Origin of the sequence: Thalassoglobus sp. JC818 (assembly GCF_040717535.1) — a bacterium.
Taxonomy (GTDB): Bacteria; Planctomycetota; Planctomycetia; order Planctomycetales; family Planctomycetaceae; genus Thalassoglobus.
The window spans coordinates 767892-788453 of the sequence record NZ_JBFEFI010000003.1; the positions used below are offsets into that span (position 1 = coordinate 767892).

General features: G+C 51.8%; 18 protein-coding genes. 8 read left to right on the forward strand and 10 right to left on the reverse strand.

The annotated features are described in order from the left end of the window. Nucleotides 1-275: 275 nt before the first annotated feature. Nucleotides 276-1472: an amidohydrolase family protein gene (locus AB1L42_RS10850; protein ID WP_367054629.1), complete on the forward strand. Its 1197-nt coding sequence runs from the start codon at nt 276-278 to the stop codon at nt 1470-1472. Nucleotides 1473-1681: 209 nt separating this feature from the next. On the opposite strand, the gene cimA is transcribed toward AB1L42_RS10850, so the two are convergent. Next, on the reverse strand, nt 1682-3268 hold the full coding sequence (gene cimA / locus AB1L42_RS10855) for a citramalate synthase (RefSeq protein WP_367054632.1): 1587 nt from the start codon (nt 3266-3268) through the stop codon (nt 1682-1684). Nucleotides 3269-3750: 482 nt separating this feature from the next. Between cimA and AB1L42_RS10860 the strand changes: the two genes are divergently transcribed. The 7 genes from AB1L42_RS10860 (at nt 3751) to AB1L42_RS10890 (ending at nt 10667) form a co-directional block, all read left to right on the forward strand. Continuing rightward, nucleotides 3751-4548 carry an aldolase/citrate lyase family protein gene (locus AB1L42_RS10860; protein WP_367054635.1) on the forward strand — a complete coding sequence of 266 codons (798 nt, stop codon included), beginning with the start codon at nt 3751-3753 and terminating at the stop codon, nt 4546-4548. A gap of 253 nt (nt 4549-4801) precedes the next feature. Continuing rightward, entirely contained in the window at nt 4802-5575 is a 774-nt protein-coding gene (locus AB1L42_RS10865) for an MBL fold metallo-hydrolase (protein ID WP_367054638.1), read from the forward strand. Between the two features lie 37 nt (nt 5576-5612). Then, nucleotides 5613-6128, forward strand: coding sequence for a hypothetical protein (locus AB1L42_RS10870; RefSeq protein ID WP_367054641.1), 516 nt, complete (start codon nt 5613-5615; stop codon nt 6126-6128). 254 nt (nt 6129-6382) lie between these two features. Then, nucleotides 6383-7675, forward strand: coding sequence for a DUF3592 domain-containing protein (locus AB1L42_RS10875; protein WP_367054644.1), 1293 nt, complete (start codon nt 6383-6385; stop codon nt 7673-7675). After that, nucleotides 7672-8031, forward strand: a complete 360-nt coding sequence (locus tag AB1L42_RS10880; RefSeq protein WP_367054647.1) for a hypothetical protein — start codon at nt 7672-7674, stop codon at nt 8029-8031. Before AB1L42_RS10875 ends, AB1L42_RS10880 begins: the two co-directional genes overlap by 4 nt. A 416-nt stretch (nt 8032-8447) precedes the next feature. Beyond that, nucleotides 8448-9140: a hypothetical protein gene (locus tag AB1L42_RS10885; RefSeq protein WP_367054650.1), complete on the forward strand. Its 693-nt coding sequence runs from the start codon at nt 8448-8450 to the stop codon at nt 9138-9140. A 105-nt stretch (nt 9141-9245) separates the two neighbouring features. Further along, nucleotides 9246-10667, forward strand: coding sequence for a M14 family zinc carboxypeptidase (locus AB1L42_RS10890; protein ID WP_367054653.1), 1422 nt, complete (start codon nt 9246-9248; stop codon nt 10665-10667). Between the two features lie 14 nt (nt 10668-10681). Here the strand turns inward: AB1L42_RS10890 and AB1L42_RS10895 are convergent, their stop codons facing one another. From AB1L42_RS10895 to AB1L42_RS10935, 9 genes are all read right to left on the reverse strand, one after another. Then, nucleotides 10682-12232 carry an ABC transporter permease gene (locus tag AB1L42_RS10895; protein ID WP_367054656.1) on the reverse strand — a complete coding sequence of 517 codons (1551 nt, stop codon included), beginning with the start codon at nt 12230-12232 and terminating at the stop codon, nt 10682-10684. A 78-nt stretch (nt 12233-12310) separates the two neighbouring features. Next, entirely contained in the window at nt 12311-14269 is a 1959-nt protein-coding gene (locus AB1L42_RS10900; RefSeq protein WP_367054659.1) for a hypothetical protein, read from the reverse strand. Nucleotides 14270-14354: 85 nt separating this feature from the next. After that, nucleotides 14355-15233, reverse strand: coding sequence for a DUF1559 domain-containing protein (locus AB1L42_RS10905; protein WP_367054662.1), 879 nt, complete (start codon nt 15231-15233; stop codon nt 14355-14357). Beyond that, complete coding sequence (locus tag AB1L42_RS10910) at nt 15233-15682, reverse strand: hypothetical protein (RefSeq protein ID WP_367054665.1); 450 nt, start codon at nt 15680-15682, stop codon at nt 15233-15235. Before AB1L42_RS10910 ends, AB1L42_RS10905 begins: the two co-directional genes overlap by 1 nt. Beyond that, nucleotides 15679-16257 carry a hypothetical protein gene (locus tag AB1L42_RS10915; protein WP_367054668.1) on the reverse strand — a complete coding sequence of 193 codons (579 nt, stop codon included), beginning with the start codon at nt 16255-16257 and terminating at the stop codon, nt 15679-15681. Before AB1L42_RS10915 ends, AB1L42_RS10910 begins: the two co-directional genes overlap by 4 nt. Then, nucleotides 16254-16601, reverse strand: coding sequence for a type II secretion system protein (locus AB1L42_RS10920; protein WP_367054671.1), 348 nt, complete (start codon nt 16599-16601; stop codon nt 16254-16256). The genes AB1L42_RS10915 and AB1L42_RS10920 overlap by 4 nt, the downstream gene beginning before the upstream one ends. A gap of 47 nt (nt 16602-16648) precedes the next feature. Then, the gene (locus tag AB1L42_RS10925) at nt 16649-18271 is read right to left on the reverse strand and encodes a type II secretion system F family protein (RefSeq protein ID WP_367054675.1); all 1623 of its coding nucleotides are present in this window, start codon (nt 18269-18271) and stop codon (nt 16649-16651) included. Between the two features lie 18 nt (nt 18272-18289). Beyond that, nucleotides 18290-19324, reverse strand: a complete 1035-nt coding sequence (locus tag AB1L42_RS10930; RefSeq protein WP_367054678.1) for a type II secretion system F family protein — start codon at nt 19322-19324, stop codon at nt 18290-18292. A 182-nt stretch (nt 19325-19506) separates the two neighbouring features. Continuing rightward, nucleotides 19507-20550 carry a type II secretion system F family protein gene (locus AB1L42_RS10935; RefSeq protein ID WP_367054681.1) on the reverse strand — a complete coding sequence of 348 codons (1044 nt, stop codon included), beginning with the start codon at nt 20548-20550 and terminating at the stop codon, nt 19507-19509. Between the last annotated feature and the right edge of the window lie 12 nt (nt 20551-20562).

The window sequence follows — 20562 nt, forward strand, 5'->3', positions numbered from 1 at the left end:
TCAGGGATGTCGTATGTATCGACAGTTGTTCACATCAAGCTGCCTGATGATGTCATGGTTCATGGTCGAGCGAAAACTCTCGTCGATATCAAACTTCACCACTTTCTCTCGGCTTCTTCATTTGCTCGCACGATCGTGACACATTGAAACTGTGAGCGGTTCACAGTCGGCATACGCATGACTAGAGTGAGTCCATGCAGTCTGTGTTGTGTCATCGGACTGCTTACTGATATTCCGTTTGTGAAGAGTCCGTCGTGAAGATCGCATTTCTCCCAATGTCTTTTCGTTCCCTCATGCTGCTTTTCGTGGCGTGTTTGGGGTTTGCTTCTTCACTTGCTGCACAGGAGGAGAGCGGCGAGTCTCCTCGGCGGATTTATCTCGACGAGTTTCGTCCGACTCCAGTCCTGAAAGTTGACGAACATATCTTGCACTCGGCGAAGTTCCCTTGCGTGAATGTGCATTCTCATCCGGGGAAATTGTCGTTGGAAGAAGTCAACGACATGGTTGACACGATGGATGAGGCCAACATCGCTGTCAGCGTCAGTCTCGATGGGCCGGCTGGGCGGAAATTCGCGGATCACATCCATTTGCTCAAACAAGCTCACCCAGATCGTTTTGTGGTCTTTATGCGAATCGACTACATCGGAGACGGTGACCAAGACGATCCGTCAACGTGGGACGTTCATCGTAAGGGTTACGGATTGCGAATGGCCGATCAACTCACAGAGGCAGTTCGACAGGGTGCGAGTGGATTGAAAGTTTGGAAGAATCTGGGGTTGTACCTGAAGGACCTCGAGGGGAACTTAATCCCGCCAGATGATCCTCGCTTCGATCCGGTTTGGTCGCGGGCGGGCGAGTTGGGAGTTCCCGTGCTTTGGCATTGTGCTGACCCTGTTGCGTTCTTCACCCCGACCAATGAGTACAACGAACGCTGGGAAGAACTCTATCGCCACCCTGAATGGAGTTTTTATGGGGAGGAATTTCCAAGTCATCAGGAACTGATGGAAGCGCGCAACCGGGTGATCGCTCGACATCCCGAGACGACATTCATTTGTGCGCACATGGGCGACATTCCGGAAGATCTGGAAACGCTCGGCAACTATCTCGACGCTTTACCGAACATGCAGGTCGAGATTGCAGCCCGGGTTGCGGAACTGGGGCGACAACCGTACTCAGCTCGCAAGTTCTTTCTGAAGTACTCCGATCGAATCATGTTCGGGACTGATGGAGTCCCGCCCATGTCAGAATTGATTCCGCATTTCCGTTTTCTCGAAACGTGGGACGAGAATTTTCCCTACGAAGACAATCCGTTTCCACCGCAGGGATTGTGGAACATCTACGGGATCGGGTTGCCGGATAGCGTGCTTGAAAAGGTGTACTACAAGAATGCGGCGCGAGTCATTCCCGGAGTTTCGGAAGCACTCTCAAAATGGCCGGACCGTGCGAGCGCAAACGGTCCGGCACAGCCGTGAAAGATCGAGTCGATTTGACGTTCGGCGAACGTCGTTGAAAGTCTCGATCAATCACATCTGAGAGTGTCTCGAAGCTACTTGCGCAAGCTGCACGAGCAGTTTTGAGAGAAACTCTGACTGACAATTCAAGCGAAGTCGATGCGTAAAATCAACAGGCTCGGCAGGATCTCTGTCAGTCAAGCTGATGTTGAGTCCCGCAAGGACCGGCTTCAAACACTGTGCTTGACGTCTCCGTCATCCTTGAAGAGCTTATATTCAATGGCATCAACAAGCGCCAGCCAACTGGCTTCGATGATGTTTTCGCTCACGCCGACAGTGCTCCAGACGTCGTGCTCGTCTTTACTTTCGATGACGACGCGGACACTCGCTGCGGTCCCTTCCGTGGAGTTGATCACGCGGACTTTGTAGTCGACGAGATTCATTCCCTTCAGGTTTGGATAAGTCGGTAGCAGCGCTTTTCGCAGAGCTGTGTCGAGAGCATTCACCGGACCGTCACCCTCACCGACTTCGTGTCGGAGCGGACCGTCGCCGTCGATCGTCAGTTTGACGGTGGCTTCGGTCAGCGGATCAGTTTGGCCAGCTGTTTCGACATTCACTCTGTAGTGAATTCGCTTGAACTTTGGCTCGTATGTTCCGGCAAGTTTTTTGACCAGAAGATCGAACGAAGCTTCCGCAGCTTCGAATTGATAGCCTTCGTTCTCGAGTTCCTGAACTCGCTCGAGGATTTGGGTCATCAGCTCCTGATCGTGGTCGAGCTTGTACTTCGTTGTCATTGCGACGATGTTCGAACGGCCGGACAACTCGCTGACAAGGATACGGCGTTCGTTGCCAACAGTCTCCGGGTCAATGTGCTCGTAGCTGTGAGCGATGCGATTGACCGCATGGACGTGCATTCCCCCTTTGTGTGCAAAAGCACTGCGTCCGACGAATGCCTGATTGACTCGGAAGTTCATGTTGGCCAGCTCATAGACGTAACGAGACAACTCTGTCATGTGGGATAAACCACTTCCCTGAGACAGGACTTCATGACCTTCGTATTTTAATGAGAGATTGGCAGCGACGCTGATGAGATCCGCGTTGCCGCAGCGTTCGCCGATTCCATTGATCGTTCCTTGAACCTGAACAGCCCCGGCTTCGACAGCTGCCAGTGAGTTTGCGACAGCGACGTCACTGTCGTTGTGGCAATGAATTCCGAGGTTCGTTGAGACTTTGCTGCGGACCTCGTTAAGGATTTTGACAAGTCTTCCCGGCAGGCTGCCGCCGTTGGTATCGCAACAGACGATCAGGTTTGCTCCAGCTTCCTGAGCTGCAAGAATCGTTTGCAGAGCATATTCCGGATTGGCAGCGTAACCATCGAAGAAGTGTTCGGCGTCGTAAATGACTTCCCGTCCTTCTGAAACGAGATAGCTTACGGAATCACGGATCATCGAGATATTTTCTTCGAGATCGACACGTAGGACTTCCGTCACGTGCAGATCCCAGGTCTTTCCGACGACTGTGCAAACCGGGGCTTTGGAGTCGACCAGTGCTCTCATTCCCACGTCTTCCGACGCCTGGACTCCGCGCCGACGCGTCATGCCAAAGGCACAAACCTTGGCGTGTTTGAGATTGAGTTCCTGCACCTTCTGGAAATACTCGAAGTCTTTTTCATTCGAGAGTGGGTAGCCCCCTTCAATGTAATCGAAACCCAGTTCGTCCAGCTTTTTGGTGATCATCAACTTGTCCTGCAGTGAGAAGTTGACGCCTTCTCCCTGGCTGCCATCGCGCAGGGTTGTGTCATACAATTGAACGTACATAAGGTTTCCCGTGCTGTTTCCGCTGGGGCTGTTTGGGGGAGTATCCCAATAAAAAAACCCCTCGAATCGAAACCGATCCGAGGGGTTGAAAGTCTATGAAACTCTCCTCAGATCCTTGTCACTGATGAAATAATCAACGCATCGCTAATGATAGCGATTTTCGGACAAGCAATGATTTGAGAGAGGTTTTTCATAAAGAATGAGTCTACTGAATAAGAGTAGGCGACTAACGATATTTCATGACCGCCGCATTCGTCAATGATGAAATCTTGGAAAATATCAGGTTCCACAGAGTGCGAAGAGTTCTTTCGATCTCGTGAATCTGGTGCCGGAACGGTGACAAATACAACGGAGGATGTCAGAATTCACGATGAGATCTGGCGAACATCACGTTCGCCGCTTGATCTTCCATTTGACATATCGGGAAGGTCTCCCGATGTTCTTGTTCAACTCATCCGCAATTCCTTGATTGATCGCTTTCGATGAAAAAGAATCCAGTGAAGTCCGCGCTAAGAGAAGGTCAGCCTCAAGTCGGAACTTGGTTGAGTCTGGGAGATATTACTGCCACGCGAATGCTCGCTCGCGTTGGATTTCCCTGGTTGACCGTTGATCTGGAACATTCACCGATCGATTGGAATCAAGCGGCAACTTTGTTTGGTGTCATCGCTGATGCAGGCTGTGTTCCGCTCGCTCGCGTTCCCGAAGGCCGACACGATCACATTAAGCGTGTGCTCGACGCCGGAGCCCACGGAATCATTGTCCCGATGGTCAATACCGTTCAGCAAGCTCGGGAAGCCATCGCAGCTGCGAAGTACCCGCCCGAAGGAAATCGTTCTGTAGGTGGGGCGACTCACGCTCTCAACTTTGACGCATCGGCCGGGGAGTACTTCGCCAATGCGAACGACGAAATTCTCGTCGTCTTACAGACAGAATCACCTGAGGGTGTGGAAAACGCCGATGAGATTTATTCGCTCGAAGGTGTCGATGCGATTTTCGTCGGCCCGAATGATTTGCGAGCTCAGATGCGAGGGCCGGATGGACTGGACCCAACCAAAGAAGAGTTCGAAGCGATGCTCAGTCGGATTCTGCAAGCGGGGCAAAAAGCTGGAACGCCTGTGGGAATTCACGTGCAGACTGTCGACGACGTGAACGAGCGTGTGGAACAGGGGTGGCAGTTCCTGGCTATTGCCAGCGAACTGAAGATGATGTTGTCGCAAGCGCAGAGTCTGGTCGCAGACCTCAACTTGGCCAGCGAAACGGGAGACCTTGCTCGTTACTAAGCCGTTTTCGAATTTGAATTTTGAGTGATCAAACTGTCAGCCACGTTGATCAACTCAAACAGATACAACAGTTCAAGCAACAGTTTGGAGTGGAGCTGTCCACTTCTCGCAGAATTTGGAAGAGCCTTCCAAGTCTGTGCATTCCGAGAATGAGGGTTGCTGCAAACCGAGACAATCTGTCGTCATTTAATAGAACGTGCTGCCAACTCCGGGATGGAGAAATGGCAGTCAACGGAAAGAGGAAATATCTGGCATGCTTCAGCGGAGAGAGTTGTTCCCGAATGTCATTGAAATGAACCACCAGGCGCGTCGCCAACTGGGATGTTGCGTCTATCTGGTCTTCGATGAAAACGAGTGGGGACTGATTGATATCGGATACGAAGATACACTGAGCGACATCATCGAGATGATTCGCCAGATGGATTTTCCGTTGTCGCAGTGCAAATACCTTGTCGCCACCCATGCGGATGTCGATCACATTCAAGGGCTGAAGCGTGCGAAAGAAATGATGCCGCAAGCCAAAGTGGTCGGTCATTCCAATGCGGCCAAGCTTCTCTCGGAAGGTGAGAGAATCATGACATATGCGGAGATCACGGCTCAGGGAATCTCAATCGACCTTCCTAAAGTCGATTGCGACGAAACCATCAAAGAGGGCGACACTCTCAAAATTGGTGGTCTCAATCTGGAAGTCTGGCACACCCCGGGCCATGCCCCTGCACAACTTTCCTTCCGTTTGAACAATCTGCTTCTGTCGGGAGACAATATCTATCGTGACGGCTGTGTCGGGAACATCGACGCGCATCATGGTTCAGACATTCCTGCGTTCATTCGATCGCTGAAGAGAATTCAGGAAAGCGACGTCGAGTGGTTACTCCCCAGTCATGGTCCGAGCTTCCGCAAGGACAACGCCATGATTCAGGCGACCATCGACCGGTTGGATGGATATCAGCACATGGCAGACTTTGGAACGTGTGCTGTCGACTGGCCGCTGCTCGACGAATGGGATGAGGAACTCGCACAGGGGTAGTGACAACGTTTCAAGAGAGTGCCCGAAGGAGTTGAAGATGAAAGCTTTCGCTCAGGTGTTCGCGTGTTTGTTCTGCATTGCGTTGGCAGGTGTCTCAGTCGCACAAGATGCTGCCAGCTCAACGCTGACGGATGCTGAACAGGCGTTCGTTGATCAGATGACCGAGTCGGTTCTGGTTGGTCAGTTCAGCGTCGATGGAAGAAGTGACCGAGCGCCGAAGCCTGAACGCTACTCCATTCAATCTGTGACAAAGACCAGCGACGACAACTGGATCGTTCAGGCCAGAATCACCTACGGCAAGTATGATCTCCCCGTCCCGGTTCCAGTTCAGGTCATCTGGGCGGGCGACACACCTGTCCTTCAAGTGACGGACCTCAAGATTCCCCTCATGGGGGAAGGCTTCACAGCGAGGGTTATGTTCTACAAAGACCGTTACGCAGGAAGCTGGTATCACGGCAAAGTCGGAGGTCACATGTGGGGCAGCATCGAGCGACAATCTCCGGATGAGGGCTCGAAAACTCCGGAATCCGAAAGCTCCGAGAGTGACGAATAGATTTCCACTCGCAGATAATGGCATTCCTGAAGAACAAGGCAAGCCTCAACTTTGTCGACTGAGCTGTGTTCGACGACCTTCAGTGAGGCCTTCGGCATCGTCAGTTGACACGCTCTGAATGTACTGAAACACAGGCTCGAAGAGTGATTCTTCCTGCCACTTCGCGTGAACTGTTGGCTTCGATTCTTCGTACTCGCTGCACGTGCAAATTGGTGCAGATCGTTTGAGACACGTCCTGGAAATGAATGGGATTCATGGCGGACCAGCAGAAAGCACTTTCGGTCGATCGAGGCAGGAGTTCCTGGGGAGCCGGCTGCTTCGTCGCTTTCGTTGTGACGTGGATCTCAGTGATCTTCGTGCTGGTGGGCGGTTCCGTGTTGTGGACGATGGTCCTCTCGCCAGTCATGGAAACTCTCTCCGCCCCGAAATGGGTCGAAACTCCATGCGTCATTCATCGCAGCGAAGTTGTTCAAGCAATCGATGATCCGGAAGACGGTCAAGACTCGCTCGAGATTGAGTTTGAATACAACTTTGAAGGTCAGCAGTACCAGAGCGACCAATTCAGCTTCTCGCCAACAAGTAACCTGAGTGCTGTCGAAATTCGTGAGATTTCTGAGAAGTACGCCGTCGGAACGGAACAGACCTGCTTTGTTGATCCAGACGATCCAGCAACTGCAGTGCTGAGAGCTGAGTCCCCCGAGATTACTTGGATGGGATTGTTCGGTCTGGTGTTTGTCGTCATCGGACTGACGTTGGCGATCGGAACGTTCGTCGCTTCCAACAGAAAAAGCGAAATTGAAAAGTCCGATCCCTTTGCCGATCCGCCAGCCCGTCGAACTTTCGACGTCGCGGATCGCTCCGAGCTTCGGTCTGGATTAGCTCGATCAGAAGAGAAGCCGGGACAATCGGAATACGACGAAGAAGACCTCTTCGAAGAGCCGGGCCCAATCACGTTGAAGGCAGAGTCTCATCCGCTCATGTTGTTCTTCGTTCTGCTGGTCTTCGGCATCGTTTGGAACGGCATCGTTTTCATGATTGCTTCCGAACGATTCGACGATTGGGCCAATCTGAAGTTCAAAGGATTTGAAGATCTGTTTTTGATGCCGTTCTTAATTGTCGGCATTGGAGTCCTTCTGGGAGCGATCTATGCATTCATGGCTTCTTTGAATCCTCGTCCGGTCGTCGTTCTCAGTCGTCAACTCATTCCACTGGGAGGTTTCGCCACCGCCAACTGGCATTTCGAAGGAGGGTTCGGGTCTGTCCGAAAGCTGACATTATCTCTGATCGGCACTGAAGAAGCGGTTTACCGACGCGGAACGGATACCCATACCGACACGAATGAGTTCTACCGCGAAGTGCTTTTCGAGACGGATTCCCCAAGCGAAATCTCAAGTGGGGAAACCGAGGTCGCAGTTCCCACAGATACGATGCACACGTTCAAAAGCTCGAACAACAAAATCGTCTGGGTGATCAAGCTGCACGGAGAAATTGGCTTGTGGCCTGATGTGCAAATGAAGTTTCCAATTCGCGTGGTGCCTCACGAATGAACGACCTCGAACTCACAATCCTGTCTGAACGGACTGGTTTCGACCCTGGTTCTGAAGTCCCCGTGCGCGCAGCTTGGCAGTTCGATGAAACTCCGGAAGCTCTCGAGCTGAGGCTTGTCTGGAATACTTCCGGCAAGGGGGATCGCGATCTGAAAGTCGTTCAGGTCGTCGAGATCTCTCCCTCCTCACCGACCGGAAGCCACGAAGTCACACTGACTCTCCCTTGGGGACCTTACAGCTTCTCAGGAAAACTGATCTCGATCATTTGGGCAGTCGAACTTGTTGCGTTTCCGGGCAAGGAATCGAATCGACGCGAAATCGTGCTCGCTCCCAATGGGGAAGAGGTCGTCGTCTAGCGAAATCCAATTCTTCCATGCTCCCGAAAGAGGCAAAGAATTCGGGCCAATGAGTCTCTCGCTCGACAAGCTCGTATTCGATTCTTCTCTAAACCTACGGAACTCCAGCGAAAAATGGGAGTTGTCCTGTTGAGACGATCGTAGGACTCGCATCGGTTGCAACTGATAGTCCGGAGGCGACTGTGACTTCGATCTCTCAGGGCCGAAAGTGCTCTCGAATAATCGTCAAATCTGGAAGGCATTCCCAGGATTCTCGGGTTCCGCCGACTGGACTGACCTGAGAAACAGACTCGGGAAATTCTGAAAAGCTCTGTGACAGAGTGTCTCCTCGCCGCACCGCGAATTTCCAGTGCTAGAGTTTCAGCGACTCAGCATCAAAGAGCCGGGTGGACGACAGACACGTTTTGGAGCAACAGATGAGTTTCATTCAACATCGTAGTGCGACCTCGCTGCGGGAAGATGGCGGTGAGGGGACCAAGACGCCTGCTGCCACTTCAACGCAACTCGACCAGCACTTGAACATCGCCCGCTACGGGAGTTTTCTCCTGACCGATGCTATTCGTCCAGCCTTCGACCTGCAGGTCGTGCCCAGCGCCGGTTGGCGAAAAGACGTCTACCGCGATGCGGAAACGCAGATCGATGTGCCCGTAATCATGGCAGCTGAGTCACGCGAAAACCTGTTTGATTTGTTCCTCGATCTGCTCGATCCGTTGGGCGACGAAGTTGATGTCGTCCTGGAAACCAGCCACAACAGCAATCTCGGAAAACATGACGATCTCTACCGAGAATCGATTGATCTGCCGATCCTCAAGAGCCTCCTTTATGAGTATGAGGATGTTCTTCTGAATGACGGATGTGCCGGGATTGCGATTCTCAACCCGCGTATTCCGATGGAAGTGCAGTTCGATGAACACAAGCTGTTGATGATGTACGGACACGATTTAAATCCATTCATCGAGGTCCTGGAATCGCATCATCTCTTCGCCAGCGACACAATTCGTTTCGTTACCGAAGCAGAACACATTCATTCCACAACAGACGAATACACCACGCGATTCGAGTCATTGAAAATGCAACTCGGCGTGGAGCACGGAGAAAGCGCCGTTTGAAGTCAACTGCAGACGTGTTGCATCTCATTTTGATGTCGTGTTCACAGTATTAACTGACACCGAAGTATCCGTTCATTTTTGCAATTTGATTAACCGAGAAGACAGATGAGTCGATTCCCCTTCGGCTTGTGTCTTGGGCTTGTTCTCATCAACCAGGGATGTGTTGGGATCTCCTCGAAGGTTTCATCAACCCTTGAGATTGCAGGACAGCATGCAGGCACTGGCAATTCTCAAAGTCTCACAGTTCCGTTCGAGTCGCACACTCCGAGTGTGAAAGCTCCGATTCAACTTGTGTCGAATCAACAGCGGATTGCCTCGCGACCTCAAAACGCGAACTCTGTGACGAGATACTTCGCCTATCAGGGTGGGCCGCCCATCGATTTGGGACATGCTCAACCCTGGAGTCGTTCTTCAACGTTCTCGCCACCAGTTCAGACTCTTCCGGATCCGGTGATTCCGTCTCAAGAAAAGAAGGGCTTCGGAGACGCAATCGCTTCTCCGTCCCCCGCTTCAATTCTTGAAAGCCAGGACTGGACGCACATCTCTGAGAGTCTTCCGGAGAAGTTGCAGAAGAACATTGTCGATCCTGAAACGATGGTTCTTCCCTCGTCAGTCGAGTCTGTCGAACGTCCCGCAGCTGTCTGGGACAAGCCTCTTCAAAGCACAGCAGGTCGACCTATCGAGATCACACCGATCGGCAGTGGTCCGCTCCGGATTCTCGTTGTGGGAAGCATCTACGGAAATGAGCCGGAGAGCATTCAACTGGTCGATTCTTTTTCCGAAGAAATTCGAGGCGCAATCAGAAGCACGCAGACCCAGTATCTGATCATTCGAACTCCAAATCCTGACGGCTTCATCGATCATGTTCGCACGAATCACAACGGTGTCGAATTGAATCGGAATTTCCCGTCCACCTGGTTTACGGCCAATCCGAATCGTCTTACGGGGCCGCATCCGGGAAGCGAAGTTGAAACACAGCACTTACTGCGAATTCTTAAAGAGTTCCGGCCCCATCGCGTGGTTCACATCCGCGGCAGTATCGGCGTTCGCCCGCTGGTGCTGGTGAATTCCAAACTCGATCGGCTTCGTGGAGAGATTGATCGTCTCGACCAAGTCGATGTTGGTGGCTTCCGAGGCGAGTTCAAAGCGGGTTCGCTTGAAGAGTTTGTCACGGTCCGATCGGGAACTGAAATGGCCACGATCCATTTGCCGCCGTCAGGGTTTCCACAATTGACGCCACGTCAATTGATGGTGATTTGCGAGACGAATCTCACAGAAGGCCACACCCAGCAGTTGAACGATTCGCCCGCTTCCGACTTCGAGCAACAATCACCTGTTGAGTCTGAGAATCCGACTGCGGAAAACGATCTTCCGCAAAAACGATCAGCAGAGGGAAAGAAAGGCTTCGTCGAGTTTTTGCCTCCTCCACCTGCACCAGAGCGATTCAACAATGCGTCTCAATCTGGAGTGAGTGGCGATCCTCGCTATTACGAACTGCCTCCTCCTCCGGGAAGTCTCGGTCAGTAGACGTTGAGCACCTGTCAGGATCCGGCAATTCTTGTGAGTCTGCGGACCATTTCGAATTGAATCGCTCCGCAGATGATGGCCGTCGAATAAAGAATCGGGCTGGCTTCAGCAATCGCCCCTTCACCGGCACTCCGGATCATCGACTTTGCCACCGCTACGAATGGAGCGAACAATCCCCCGGCAATCATCGCCAACCCGATCGCTAAAGGGAGAGCTCCCCACTTCACGATCAGCGAGCATAGCGCTGTCAGATGTGCCATCACCAGAAGCCCACACGCTAGCGTCAGCATGTGCGAAGTGAGAACGAAAGGTTCAAAGTGGTAGCGCCCGACAAGAAAAGTTTCTGGAATGAAGAGGAATAGAATCGTCGGGAGGACTCCCAGAAAGCAGCCAAAGGCTTTCTCCCATGTGATCCGCATTGGCGTTTGTGGAAGCATCAGCAGCGTCGGAAGAGTTCCGGACTTCCGTTCCACATGAAAGAACTGCGAGGCCAGAACGAGCGTTTCGAGACAAAAAAGGACAAGGAGCAGGTCGCGGAATAGCTGGACTCCGTCGATTTCCATTCGGTCATAAATTTGTCGACGATAGTACCACATGATCGTCAGTGAGATGCTGTAGAACGCAACTCGAGTGATGAGTCCGGAAATGCCTCCCGCAACGAAGTAATAGTCTTTCCAGCTGACCGCCCGTCCCCAGGGACGGTGGACCAGAATTGACGCCCAGCGAGAGCGCGTTTTGACGTGCATCCTCGTCGGGCGATCTGTATCAGGAGCCCAAACGATTCGACAGAAACTCGCCCACGCGATCAGGAATGCAATCGTTCCGATGATCAACGAGAATATCAATTGCCAGCTTAAGAAGCTGTAATCGCCCTCGACACTTAAGATTCGTTCAACCTGATGAACCACAGAAGCCTGTGAATTCAATTCAAGCAGCCACTTGGACCACTCAGTCAGTTCTGTCGAATTAAAGATCAGATGTTTTCTGGCCTGCCTGACAGCCTGATAGACGGCGTACGGGAACCCATGCAGGATCAGCAACGCCATGAGCATCGCAGCAGCAGCTTCTTGAGACCTCCGCGACCAGACCGACATCAGCAAGCTGAGATTGGCGATTAAAAACAGGTACGCGGACAAAGCCAGAAACGTTGCCACAATCTGTGAGGCTGTGATTCCGCCGAGAGTGATTGCGAGCAGTGCAAACGGGAACTGCGCAGCGAAAATCAGGATCACCGAGAGGATTCGATTGGTCGATTTTCCCAGCAGAATCCCGAGTGGGGAGATGTTCGCGAGAAGCAGAAGGCTGAGCGTCCCCTCCTCTTTCTCCTCGGTGATTGAATTACAGAAATGGCCGATGCCTGCGAGACTGATCAGTGCGATGGCGAGAAAAGAAATCGATCGGAATAGTTCGAGGCCAGGAGCCGAACTATTTGACTCATAAAAGTGTGCGGCAATTAGAAATAGCAGAATCAAGATCACGCTGGCGATTCGAACAAGATGAGCACTGCGCTTGAGTGCATCTGATCGAACTGATCGCATAAGAAGTGTGAGCGGGCCGTGCAACATCAGTTAGCTTTGTTAAACAGTCGTTCGATAGGAGTGAATTTAACTCGCTGAGAAGTACGTGAGATTTCGTGTTTTCATCTATTGCTGAGCACCCGGGCCGAGGTCGAGGTCCAGGTCGTAGCAATACATCACGACTCCCTCCTGGTCGGGGAAGTCATCTGACTCCGCCATCATTTCTTCGGGAAGTTCTGTCATCACAAGGAGTCGGGCTGAACCTTCTGGTAACTTCAATTCAGAAGGTTCAATTGTCTCGGTCAACCCGAACGAACTTCCGACAAGCAGTCGACTCATCACTTTGTACCGCAGGAGGCCGACCAGCTTCTCATCCTCTTCGTCTTCTTCAGCGGAGCTTGGACTCCACGCATTCCAGGTATTAAAGCCCAATGAAAATGGACGATAGAGATACGCATTGAGATCGGTGGGTTTCTTTCCTGTCGCCAGAGCAAGCGTGGGTGAAGTGACATCCAGTTCGTAAACGATGTCATTGTAAATGACGAAGGCTTGCAGCGGTTCATGAGGAATCGCATCAGAGATGTCGACAGAGATTGAAAGCAGTTGAAGCCCAGAGATGGAATGGTTTACCAACACCGGTGATCCGGAATTGGTCGACACACGTGTTCGAAAGTGAAAAGTCTGCCGAGCATCAGGCGGCATTCTCGCTGTCGCACGGCATTCAGTGCTCGTGAACATGGTAACGTCAGCAGCTTCCGCCTCTTGTGCCGTTGTCATTGTTCCGCCGGTGCCGGGGAATTCCACATCGAACTCACCTGCGAAAACGTTGGCCAGCGTTGACCAGCCGGTGACATCAAATGCGCCGTCACCCAACGTCTTGGCGACGACGACTGTTCGGATTCGGCTATCGACTCCTCCTCCAACTTTTCCGAGCAGCGCAAAGATCAGCGAGAACAGCACTGCCGAGCTGAAGAAGACGATGTAGAATGTTCGGACAGATCTGAGCTCTGTTCCGATCTGGAAACAGGCAGGAAATAGCAGAAACAGGTATGCCAGCACTGCCGGGTAGATCAGCCACCACTTCCGCTCAAACTTAGAGAGTTCGATGAGCTCCCGAAAGATATCAGTGTTCTTGGACCATACCGCTTGAGATGCCTTCATCGCCTGCGCGAGTGCTGACGAGTTCTGACGGTCTGGCATTTCTCGCTTGAGTCTGTTGTTCTCGTCGACGAGCTCGTCGTTGAAGAGTCGAGTGCGGGCTTCTTCGAGTGAGAACTCATCTGCAGTCAGTGGGATTCTCTGGACAGTTCCCTGGCCAACTTGGAAGAAGTCTTCTTGCCGATTGAGAAAATCCATCGCTTTCGGAAAGGCGGGGTATGTTCGGTCCGGTCCAAAGATGATGTAAATACGTCCTCCGGAATAGAGCCAGTCTCGGAGAGTACGTATTCTCGCGCCTTGCCAGAACGGAGGGCGGTCCAGAATGAGCCCCCGTAGCCCATCGAGGGCAGCGATCGTCGTCGGGAATCGATCTTCCGACATTCGTTTGAGGACGCTGTCTCCCTGTTGAACACTGTCCGTGTCATAAACGAGAAGCGTTGCACGTTCGCCCCTCACCACGGGTGGAAAGTCGATGGTATGATTCTGGTCCGGCCCCCATGTGAGTGACCAATCTTCCACGTCGTTTGGGACATAGACAACCATCTGTATCCAGCGCGTCTCTTCTCCCTGCAAGGTGACAGGTTCTACGTAAGTCCCGCCGAAAACGTGTTCTTTCTGGCGAATCGTTCTTTGAAGCCGGAGTTCCCCCTGCCAGGGAGTTGGTCCCAGATTGTGAACTTGAAGAGTGACTGGAACGAAGTGATTGAGAGGGACTCGCCCGTCGAAACCCCACTGGATTTCGGAAACCGTAATCAGGTTTGGATCCGAGTTTTCAGCATAGATGGAGTGAGAACACAAGCAGAGCGTGAGTGCGGCAATCAGACCGGAAACGAGCATGATGAGAGCGGGTTTCTCTTGCTCATGCGATTGCTTCGGTGTCGACTCGTTGCGGGTCTCTAGAACCGATTGATGTACTGGTCTAAGCATTGCTGCTGGAACCCATTCGAAGAGCTGTTTGCGACTTGACGATCACTCTTTGTATCTAAATACATTCAGGTTGTAGGAATCACTTCTAAAAACCTTCGACGAGGTTGCCGTCGTGTCGGTTGCCAAGATTCTGAAACACCTCCTGATTGATGCGTCCAGTCAGGAATTTCACAGCTCCGTCCGCGAAGCAGAAGTGAGCACCATCTGTATGGCTACTCAGGAATCCTCCTACAACAAGATCCGGGTCGACGACTTCGGCGTTTTCGTCGTCGCTTTCGTATGGTGTGTCTTCAGGCAGGCCGTAGTAACTGCCTCGATTGAGTTGGCGGAAAGCTTGAACTTCGTCGGGACGATTGACTCCTGACGTGTTTCGAAGAGTTGCCCTCGTCCCCAACGCCCAAGTGCTGCCTGTCAGAACTTCTCCAAGCAAAATCGTGGCACGCCGACCATCCGTAATGTCGCGAAACCGGACTCGGCTGTTCAGGTAAAGCGACCCATTGTTGTCCATGTCGATCGGGGATTCTGTATCGTGGTGACAGCCAGCATAAGCATGGCTCGCGGACGTGGAACTCGGACAAGTGAGGATCGTCATCACTCGTGAGATGGCATCCAGGTTCGCTGGATCATCAACCGTCCGTGAGAAATCCAGCTTGTCGTATGTCAAACGCTCTTCGAGATACGGCAAGATCTGGGCGACCCAACTAAAGAGATAACCCGGCTGGCCGTCTCGAATCGGTCCCTCCCAGTTCACCGATCCGGGAGGGAGAGTGTCGTGAGTTTGATGGTAATTGTGCAACGCAAGCCCGAGTTGCATCATGTTATGTTTACACTGTGTGCGTCGAGCTGTTTCACGAGCCTGTTGGACTGCCGGCAACAGGAGAGCAATGAGAATGGCGATGATGGCAATCACGACCAGCAATTCGATTGCGGTGAAACCGCGCCGCCTGGTTCGAATTCGATGCATCACATTGACTCCTTAGACTGACTCTCTGACTGTGGCTGTGATTCGACCGATCCGAGAGGGACGACGATGGAACTGCTGATTCCGTAAAACTGATCCTCTTGAACGGGATACTTGGCGACGACTTTTGCGTGGGTTTCGTTCTTCGTCTGAGTAAATGTCGTTGTCACGAGACCCTTCTCACCTTCGATATCAACTTCCCACTCATCACTCTGGGATGGTTCTTCATCAAGTTTCTCGGCCTTGATCCGATCGACGGCTGCTTCAGCAATGAGCTGAGATTGAAGCGTGTTCTTCCGTTGAACAAATCGTTGTTGCCGCAGAATTGTTGTTTGCACCATGGCATACGAAAGTGAAGTGCAAAGGATGAGTGCAATGATTGCAATGACAAGTGCTGTCCCGCAGCGTTGACGCTGATTGCATCGAGAAACTTTGCGAAGAGTCCGGTTCATTCGACATCCTCCCCGCTTGCACTCAAAGTCTGGGAGGATGAAGCGTCCGCTTCGCTAACAAGTCGGTTCCGGCGCCCAAGCGTTGTGGAGATCGTCCACGGACGATTAAAGACGCGGTGTTGAAAACTGTCGGTCACCTTTTCAGGAACACATGTGAAGAAAACACGACTGGGGCGTAGCTCGAAGGAGACTATGGATTCAGGAAACTGGAACGTCTCATATGCTGTCCCGCCGGGACGCGGACCGTTTCGACGTACGGAGTTGTTTTCGTGAAGGGTGTATTGAATTGCTTCACCATTCGGGAGGAACAACTGGATTCCGTTCTCAAAAGGCTCAGCAGTCTCGGCCGACTCAACGTCGATTCGCAATTGATCTTCGAATCGCTGGGCGGTGAATTCCCCTTGCGTCTGAGATTCAAATTGGCCGCCCATGCTGATGAGTCGGGAAATCAATTTGGTTCCCAGAATCCCAATTGTGGAAGTCATGGTGACGATCAACAAAACCTCGATGAGAGTCCAGCCACGTCGATTTTGACCGGTGACTGAAGATCTCTTGATCGTTGGGGTAATCTTCATTCTTCCGCCTCCCACTTCCAATAGGACAGGGAGACAGGGTGAACTGTCTGTTGTTCAAAGTTCTTCCAGACAATCGATACCGTGACGCGTGTGGCTGGGCTGTCTTTCTCTTGAGAGGTCGTCACTTGAAGTTCTGGCTCGGTGAGAGTCGCTTTAAGGCTCTCTGGAATTTCAGGTGTCCACTCCGGATCACTTCTCATTTCATCGATGATCTGTCGAACGGACCGAAGTGCTGCTTCGCTGTCGGACAGGTTGCGATTCACAACGGAAACCTGTGCCAGAAATTGGGCAATCAGGCCCATGACGACAGCTAATAAAACCGTGGAAACGAGCAGCTCGACCATGAGCGCTCCTCTTCGCGACGGTGCAGTTTGTTTTGGAAATCGGTGAGTCATGAAAGTTCATTGAGAAGCTTGACGAGCGGCAGAAACATCGCAATACAAAAGAACGCGACAAAGTTGGCCAGGATGATGATTGTCAATGGACGAACAATCTCGGCGAACAACCGCATTCGATTGAATCGGGTTTGGTCAATCGCTTGAGCAATCGACGACATGGCCCATTGAAGGTGACCAATCTCTTCGGAGTTTTGAAGAGCGAGTGATTCACGGACATTGAGGAACCGCTCTTCCTGAAGCACTTCCCCGACCTGATCCCCGGAATTCAATCGCTGCTTGATACGTTCGTATCTTCGTGCGCGTGAGAAATTTGATGAGGAATCTGCCAGTGATTTAAGAACCGGTTGAATGGGAGCCCCTTGCCGTATGACATAAGCGAAACGCTTTAGAAGTGATGGAGTTTCAATTCTTGGAATCAGATTAATTAACCAATCCGGGAGTCGATCACTCGATTCGTTGAACATCCAAAGGACACCCAACGGAAGTAAGAATGGAGCGATCATCAGTGGACTCGCGAGATACCAGTAGTTTAAGAGCCAGTCCGAAATCTGCATCAGATGCTGCGTCGCCACCGGAAGCTCAACTCCAAAGTCTTCGAAGATGACCTTGAACTTGGGAACAATAAACATCATCACGAAAAGATTGACCATCAGAGTGACGAGGATCACCACCCAGGAGTAAATCATCGTACTGATGACCGGTGTTCCCATGCTGCGGCGTTCGAGCATCCGAGAGTGTTCGAAAGCGAGTTCCGGCAAGACCGATTTGAGTTGTCCCGTTGATTCTGCGGACTCAATCGCACCCAGGAATTCCTGCGGAACCAGATCACGCTGGATTTGCAAAGCGGAGTGAAGTGGCATTCCATCGTGGAGGGCAGCTGCCAGATTCTCAAGACGTTTGAGAAATCGATCGTACCGCCTCGCGCTGATGAACAGCGGGATTCCGATCGGAAAACAAAAGAAGATCATCGAGACCGTGAACACCGATCGAAGGATGGGGCGTTGTGGACGCATCCCGATCACGAGTTCATCGACTTCAACACCAAGATCAAGATTGTTCCGAACTCCGACAGCCAACGACCAGAGTAGCTGATTCTGATAGATCTTCCTCGGATGAGAGGAGAAGATGAAAATCACAATTGGAATCAGACCAACCGTGGCAGCGAACACAATCGCAGGGAGTGCAAGGGGAAGAAGCACCAGGATGATGGCAAACGCTGTGGCGGAAGTTTCAATCTGATCCCGTCGAACGACTTCGAGAAATGCCTCGCTAGAATTCGTTGAGTCCTCGTGAGTTGGTTCGTTGTCGTCGAGTTGGATCTGAAACTTTGAGACTTGCCAGGTTCTCCACGCGGTGATTCCGCAAAGCGATGCAATCAGTCCTCGCACTAAGACGATACTCATCGAATTGAAATCGAGCGAGATTTTGGAGAACTCCTGAAGTGCCAGATAAGCCATGATCCCTGCATAACCAGCCAACAAAATCGCAACCCCTCCGAGGAGTTGCCGACTTTGCTCTCTCGTTTCGGGATCCAGACCGGCCGTCCTCTGATGATTGAATCGCAGCATCATCAGGGCTGTGCCGGGGATCACGAGCAGGAGGAAAATGGGTTCCATAATACGTGCGGTCCGTAGTTAGCTCAGGTCGCTAAGTAGTCTGATTAAAGGCATGAACAGGGCAATAACCGTAATTCCAACAAAAGTTCCGATTCCGAAAATTGTCAGTGGTTCGATGATGATCGCGATCTGATTCGTTAATCCACGGGATTGCGAAGCGAACACTGAAGCCAATGATTTCAATCCGTCAGAATAGGTCTCCGGGTCTTTGGCCCATCGGAACGAGTTCGCCAGCGAATGGTGAATTCCGGTTGTCGTTCGCGCCAATTCGTCGCACGTTTCTCCGGACTCGACTCGCTTGGCAAGTCTGCGTGCAATCTTCGCGAGGTACTGGTCTTTGAGTGAAAGTGATGTGACCCGCAAAGCTTCTTCCAGGGGCAACCTGCAATCCACAAGAATTGACATTCGAGAGCAGAATTCAGACGAAGCTGCCATCTCCTGTGCTTTTCCAATGAGTGGGAGCGAATGGAAAACCTTCGCGCGAAGTGCTTTAAACGGCAGATACTTTCTTAAGACGACGAAGAGCCCAAGCAGAATCACACCGATTGCCAGGAGTGGCCAAAACGCAGAGACGAAACCGGCGAATCCAAGAATCATGACTGTGAGGCCAGGGAGCTCTAACCCAAAGTCTGAAAAGATCGCATCAAAGTCGGGAATCACGACTCCGAAGAAGACCAACATTAAGATCATCGAAACCAGCAGCATCGAAAATGGATAAAGCAGGCTTGCGTAGAATGATCTCCAGACAGATGTTAACGACTGATGGCACGTCAGGTATTCTTCTAAAAGTTGAGGGAGTTTGCCGGTTTGAACTCCTGCAGAGACGACAGCGGCCAAATCTCGAGGAAGATCGCGATTGTCTTCAAGAAGATCATCAAGTGACTTTCCTGAGCGAATCCGATCAGAAAGCCGGACTAAAGCACGTCGATCACTCGAAGCTGGCATTTCCTCAGCAACAGCTCGCAGCCCGACAGAAATGGAATACGGAGAAAGCGACTTGCGAGGTCGTTCCTTGTGTTGTTCAGATTCCACGTTTGGTGAAGGAGATTCCACTCCGTGCTCCAGTGATTTACTGAGAGATGAATGACGCTCGTTAAATATGGTGCCGCCAGTTAGTTCTTATCGATACGTGTTGTACTAAAGGGAATCGTTAAGTTGCGTGTTTTTGTTCTCTCGGTCTTGGATGGTATCTGTCTCGACGAGTTACTCACCTTTGTTGCGGGTCACGTCTGAAGCTAAAAAAGGCTGAGGCGGAACCACAGGTCAACCATCGGACCAAAGACGCTCATCACGTACAGCAGTGTGACACCTCCGCCGATGGTCACAACCAAGAACACTGGAATGATCTTGGAAAACCATCGTGCATTGGACTCTGCACGCTTCTGATAGAACTCGGCCGCTTCTGCCAATGCTGTTGGCAGTTGTGAATCTTCGTTCCCGGTAACAATCAGCCACTTCAAAAAGTCGGGGAACTCTGAACTCTCTTGAATAGCGTCTTCGACGGGTACGCCGGACTCAACGGCTGTTGCCAACTGGATACAGTTTTCTTTCAGGCGGTTGCTTCCGGATGCTTCACCAGACAGTTTCAGGGCATCTGGTAATGGTACATTGTGTGAGCACAAGAGCGACAACAGGTGAGCGAAGTGGCTGATCTGAAAACTCCGCTGGACTTTTCGGACGCCGGGGAGTGACATCGACCGTGCGCCGGTCCCGCTCCGGTCACCCGATAGCCACCAGAGTGCTCCGCAAAACAACGCGACAGCTGCCCAAACAAAATAGCGAGGTGAAATCCGGACGTATTGCGTCCATGAGAGCCACCACGGGATTTCAAAATGTAGATCTTGATAGGTCGCGATAATCTGGGGGAGAAGACCGCCAACGAGAATTCCCAGGAGTGCGACAGCAACAATCACGACGGTCAGCGGGTAGACGATTCCAAGACGAACGGATCGTCGCATCTGATCCAGGGTGCTTGTCATTTGACTGACGTCTTCGAGAACTTTCTCACTCTCCCCGCAGTACAGGCCAGCGACCACCACCGCTCGAAATTCAGCGGGAATCGATTCTTCATCTTCAAATGCTTCTGAAACAGTCGCTCCATTTTCGAGGCGTTCAGAAAGTCGTTTCGCGACCGGATCCAATTGCTTCGTGAGGCCAGCGGCTGAGTTACTCAAACCGAGACTCAAGGGCACACCCGATGAAATCATCGCCTGAATCTCGCGAATGAGTGCGCGGATTTCATCCGGCCGCAGACGCTTTGTCGAGGAGGACTGTGTCATACGAAACATTCA

What these genes read in the sequence shown, in the direction of transcription:
- AB1L42_RS10850 (WP_367054629.1), top strand. Translation starts at nt 276, where the DNA reads ATGTCTTTTCGTTCCCTCATGCTGCTTTTCGTGGCGTGTTTGGGGTTT.
- cimA (WP_367054632.1), bottom strand. Translation starts at nt 3,268, where the DNA reads ATGTACGTTCAATTGTATGACACAACCCTGCGCGATGGCAGCCAGGGA.
- AB1L42_RS10860 (WP_367054635.1), top strand. Translation starts at nt 3,751, where the DNA reads ATGAAAAAGAATCCAGTGAAGTCCGCGCTAAGAGAAGGTCAGCCTCAA.
- AB1L42_RS10865 (WP_367054638.1), top strand. Translation starts at nt 4,802, where the DNA reads ATGCTTCAGCGGAGAGAGTTGTTCCCGAATGTCATTGAAATGAACCAC.
- AB1L42_RS10870 (WP_367054641.1), top strand. Translation starts at nt 5,613, where the DNA reads ATGAAAGCTTTCGCTCAGGTGTTCGCGTGTTTGTTCTGCATTGCGTTG.
- AB1L42_RS10875 (WP_367054644.1), top strand. Translation starts at nt 6,383, where the DNA reads ATGGCGGACCAGCAGAAAGCACTTTCGGTCGATCGAGGCAGGAGTTCC.
- AB1L42_RS10880 (WP_367054647.1), top strand. Translation starts at nt 7,672, where the DNA reads ATGAACGACCTCGAACTCACAATCCTGTCTGAACGGACTGGTTTCGAC.
- AB1L42_RS10885 (WP_367054650.1), top strand. Translation starts at nt 8,448, where the DNA reads ATGAGTTTCATTCAACATCGTAGTGCGACCTCGCTGCGGGAAGATGGC.
- AB1L42_RS10890 (WP_367054653.1), top strand. Translation starts at nt 9,246, where the DNA reads ATGAGTCGATTCCCCTTCGGCTTGTGTCTTGGGCTTGTTCTCATCAAC.
- AB1L42_RS10895 (WP_367054656.1), bottom strand. Translation starts at nt 12,232, where the DNA reads ATGTTGCACGGCCCGCTCACACTTCTTATGCGATCAGTTCGATCAGAT.
- AB1L42_RS10900 (WP_367054659.1), bottom strand. Translation starts at nt 14,269, where the DNA reads ATGCTTAGACCAGTACATCAATCGGTTCTAGAGACCCGCAACGAGTCG.
- AB1L42_RS10905 (WP_367054662.1), bottom strand. Translation starts at nt 15,233, where the DNA reads ATGCATCGAATTCGAACCAGGCGGCGCGGTTTCACCGCAATCGAATTG.
- AB1L42_RS10910 (WP_367054665.1), bottom strand. Translation starts at nt 15,682, where the DNA reads ATGAACCGGACTCTTCGCAAAGTTTCTCGATGCAATCAGCGTCAACGC.
- AB1L42_RS10915 (WP_367054668.1), bottom strand. Translation starts at nt 16,257, where the DNA reads ATGAAGATTACCCCAACGATCAAGAGATCTTCAGTCACCGGTCAAAAT.
- AB1L42_RS10920 (WP_367054671.1), bottom strand. Translation starts at nt 16,601, where the DNA reads ATGGTCGAGCTGCTCGTTTCCACGGTTTTATTAGCTGTCGTCATGGGC.
- AB1L42_RS10925 (WP_367054675.1), bottom strand. Translation starts at nt 18,271, where the DNA reads ATGGAACCCATTTTCCTCCTGCTCGTGATCCCCGGCACAGCCCTGATG.
- AB1L42_RS10935 (WP_367054681.1), bottom strand. Translation starts at nt 20,550, where the DNA reads ATGACACAGTCCTCCTCGACAAAGCGTCTGCGGCCGGATGAAATCCGC.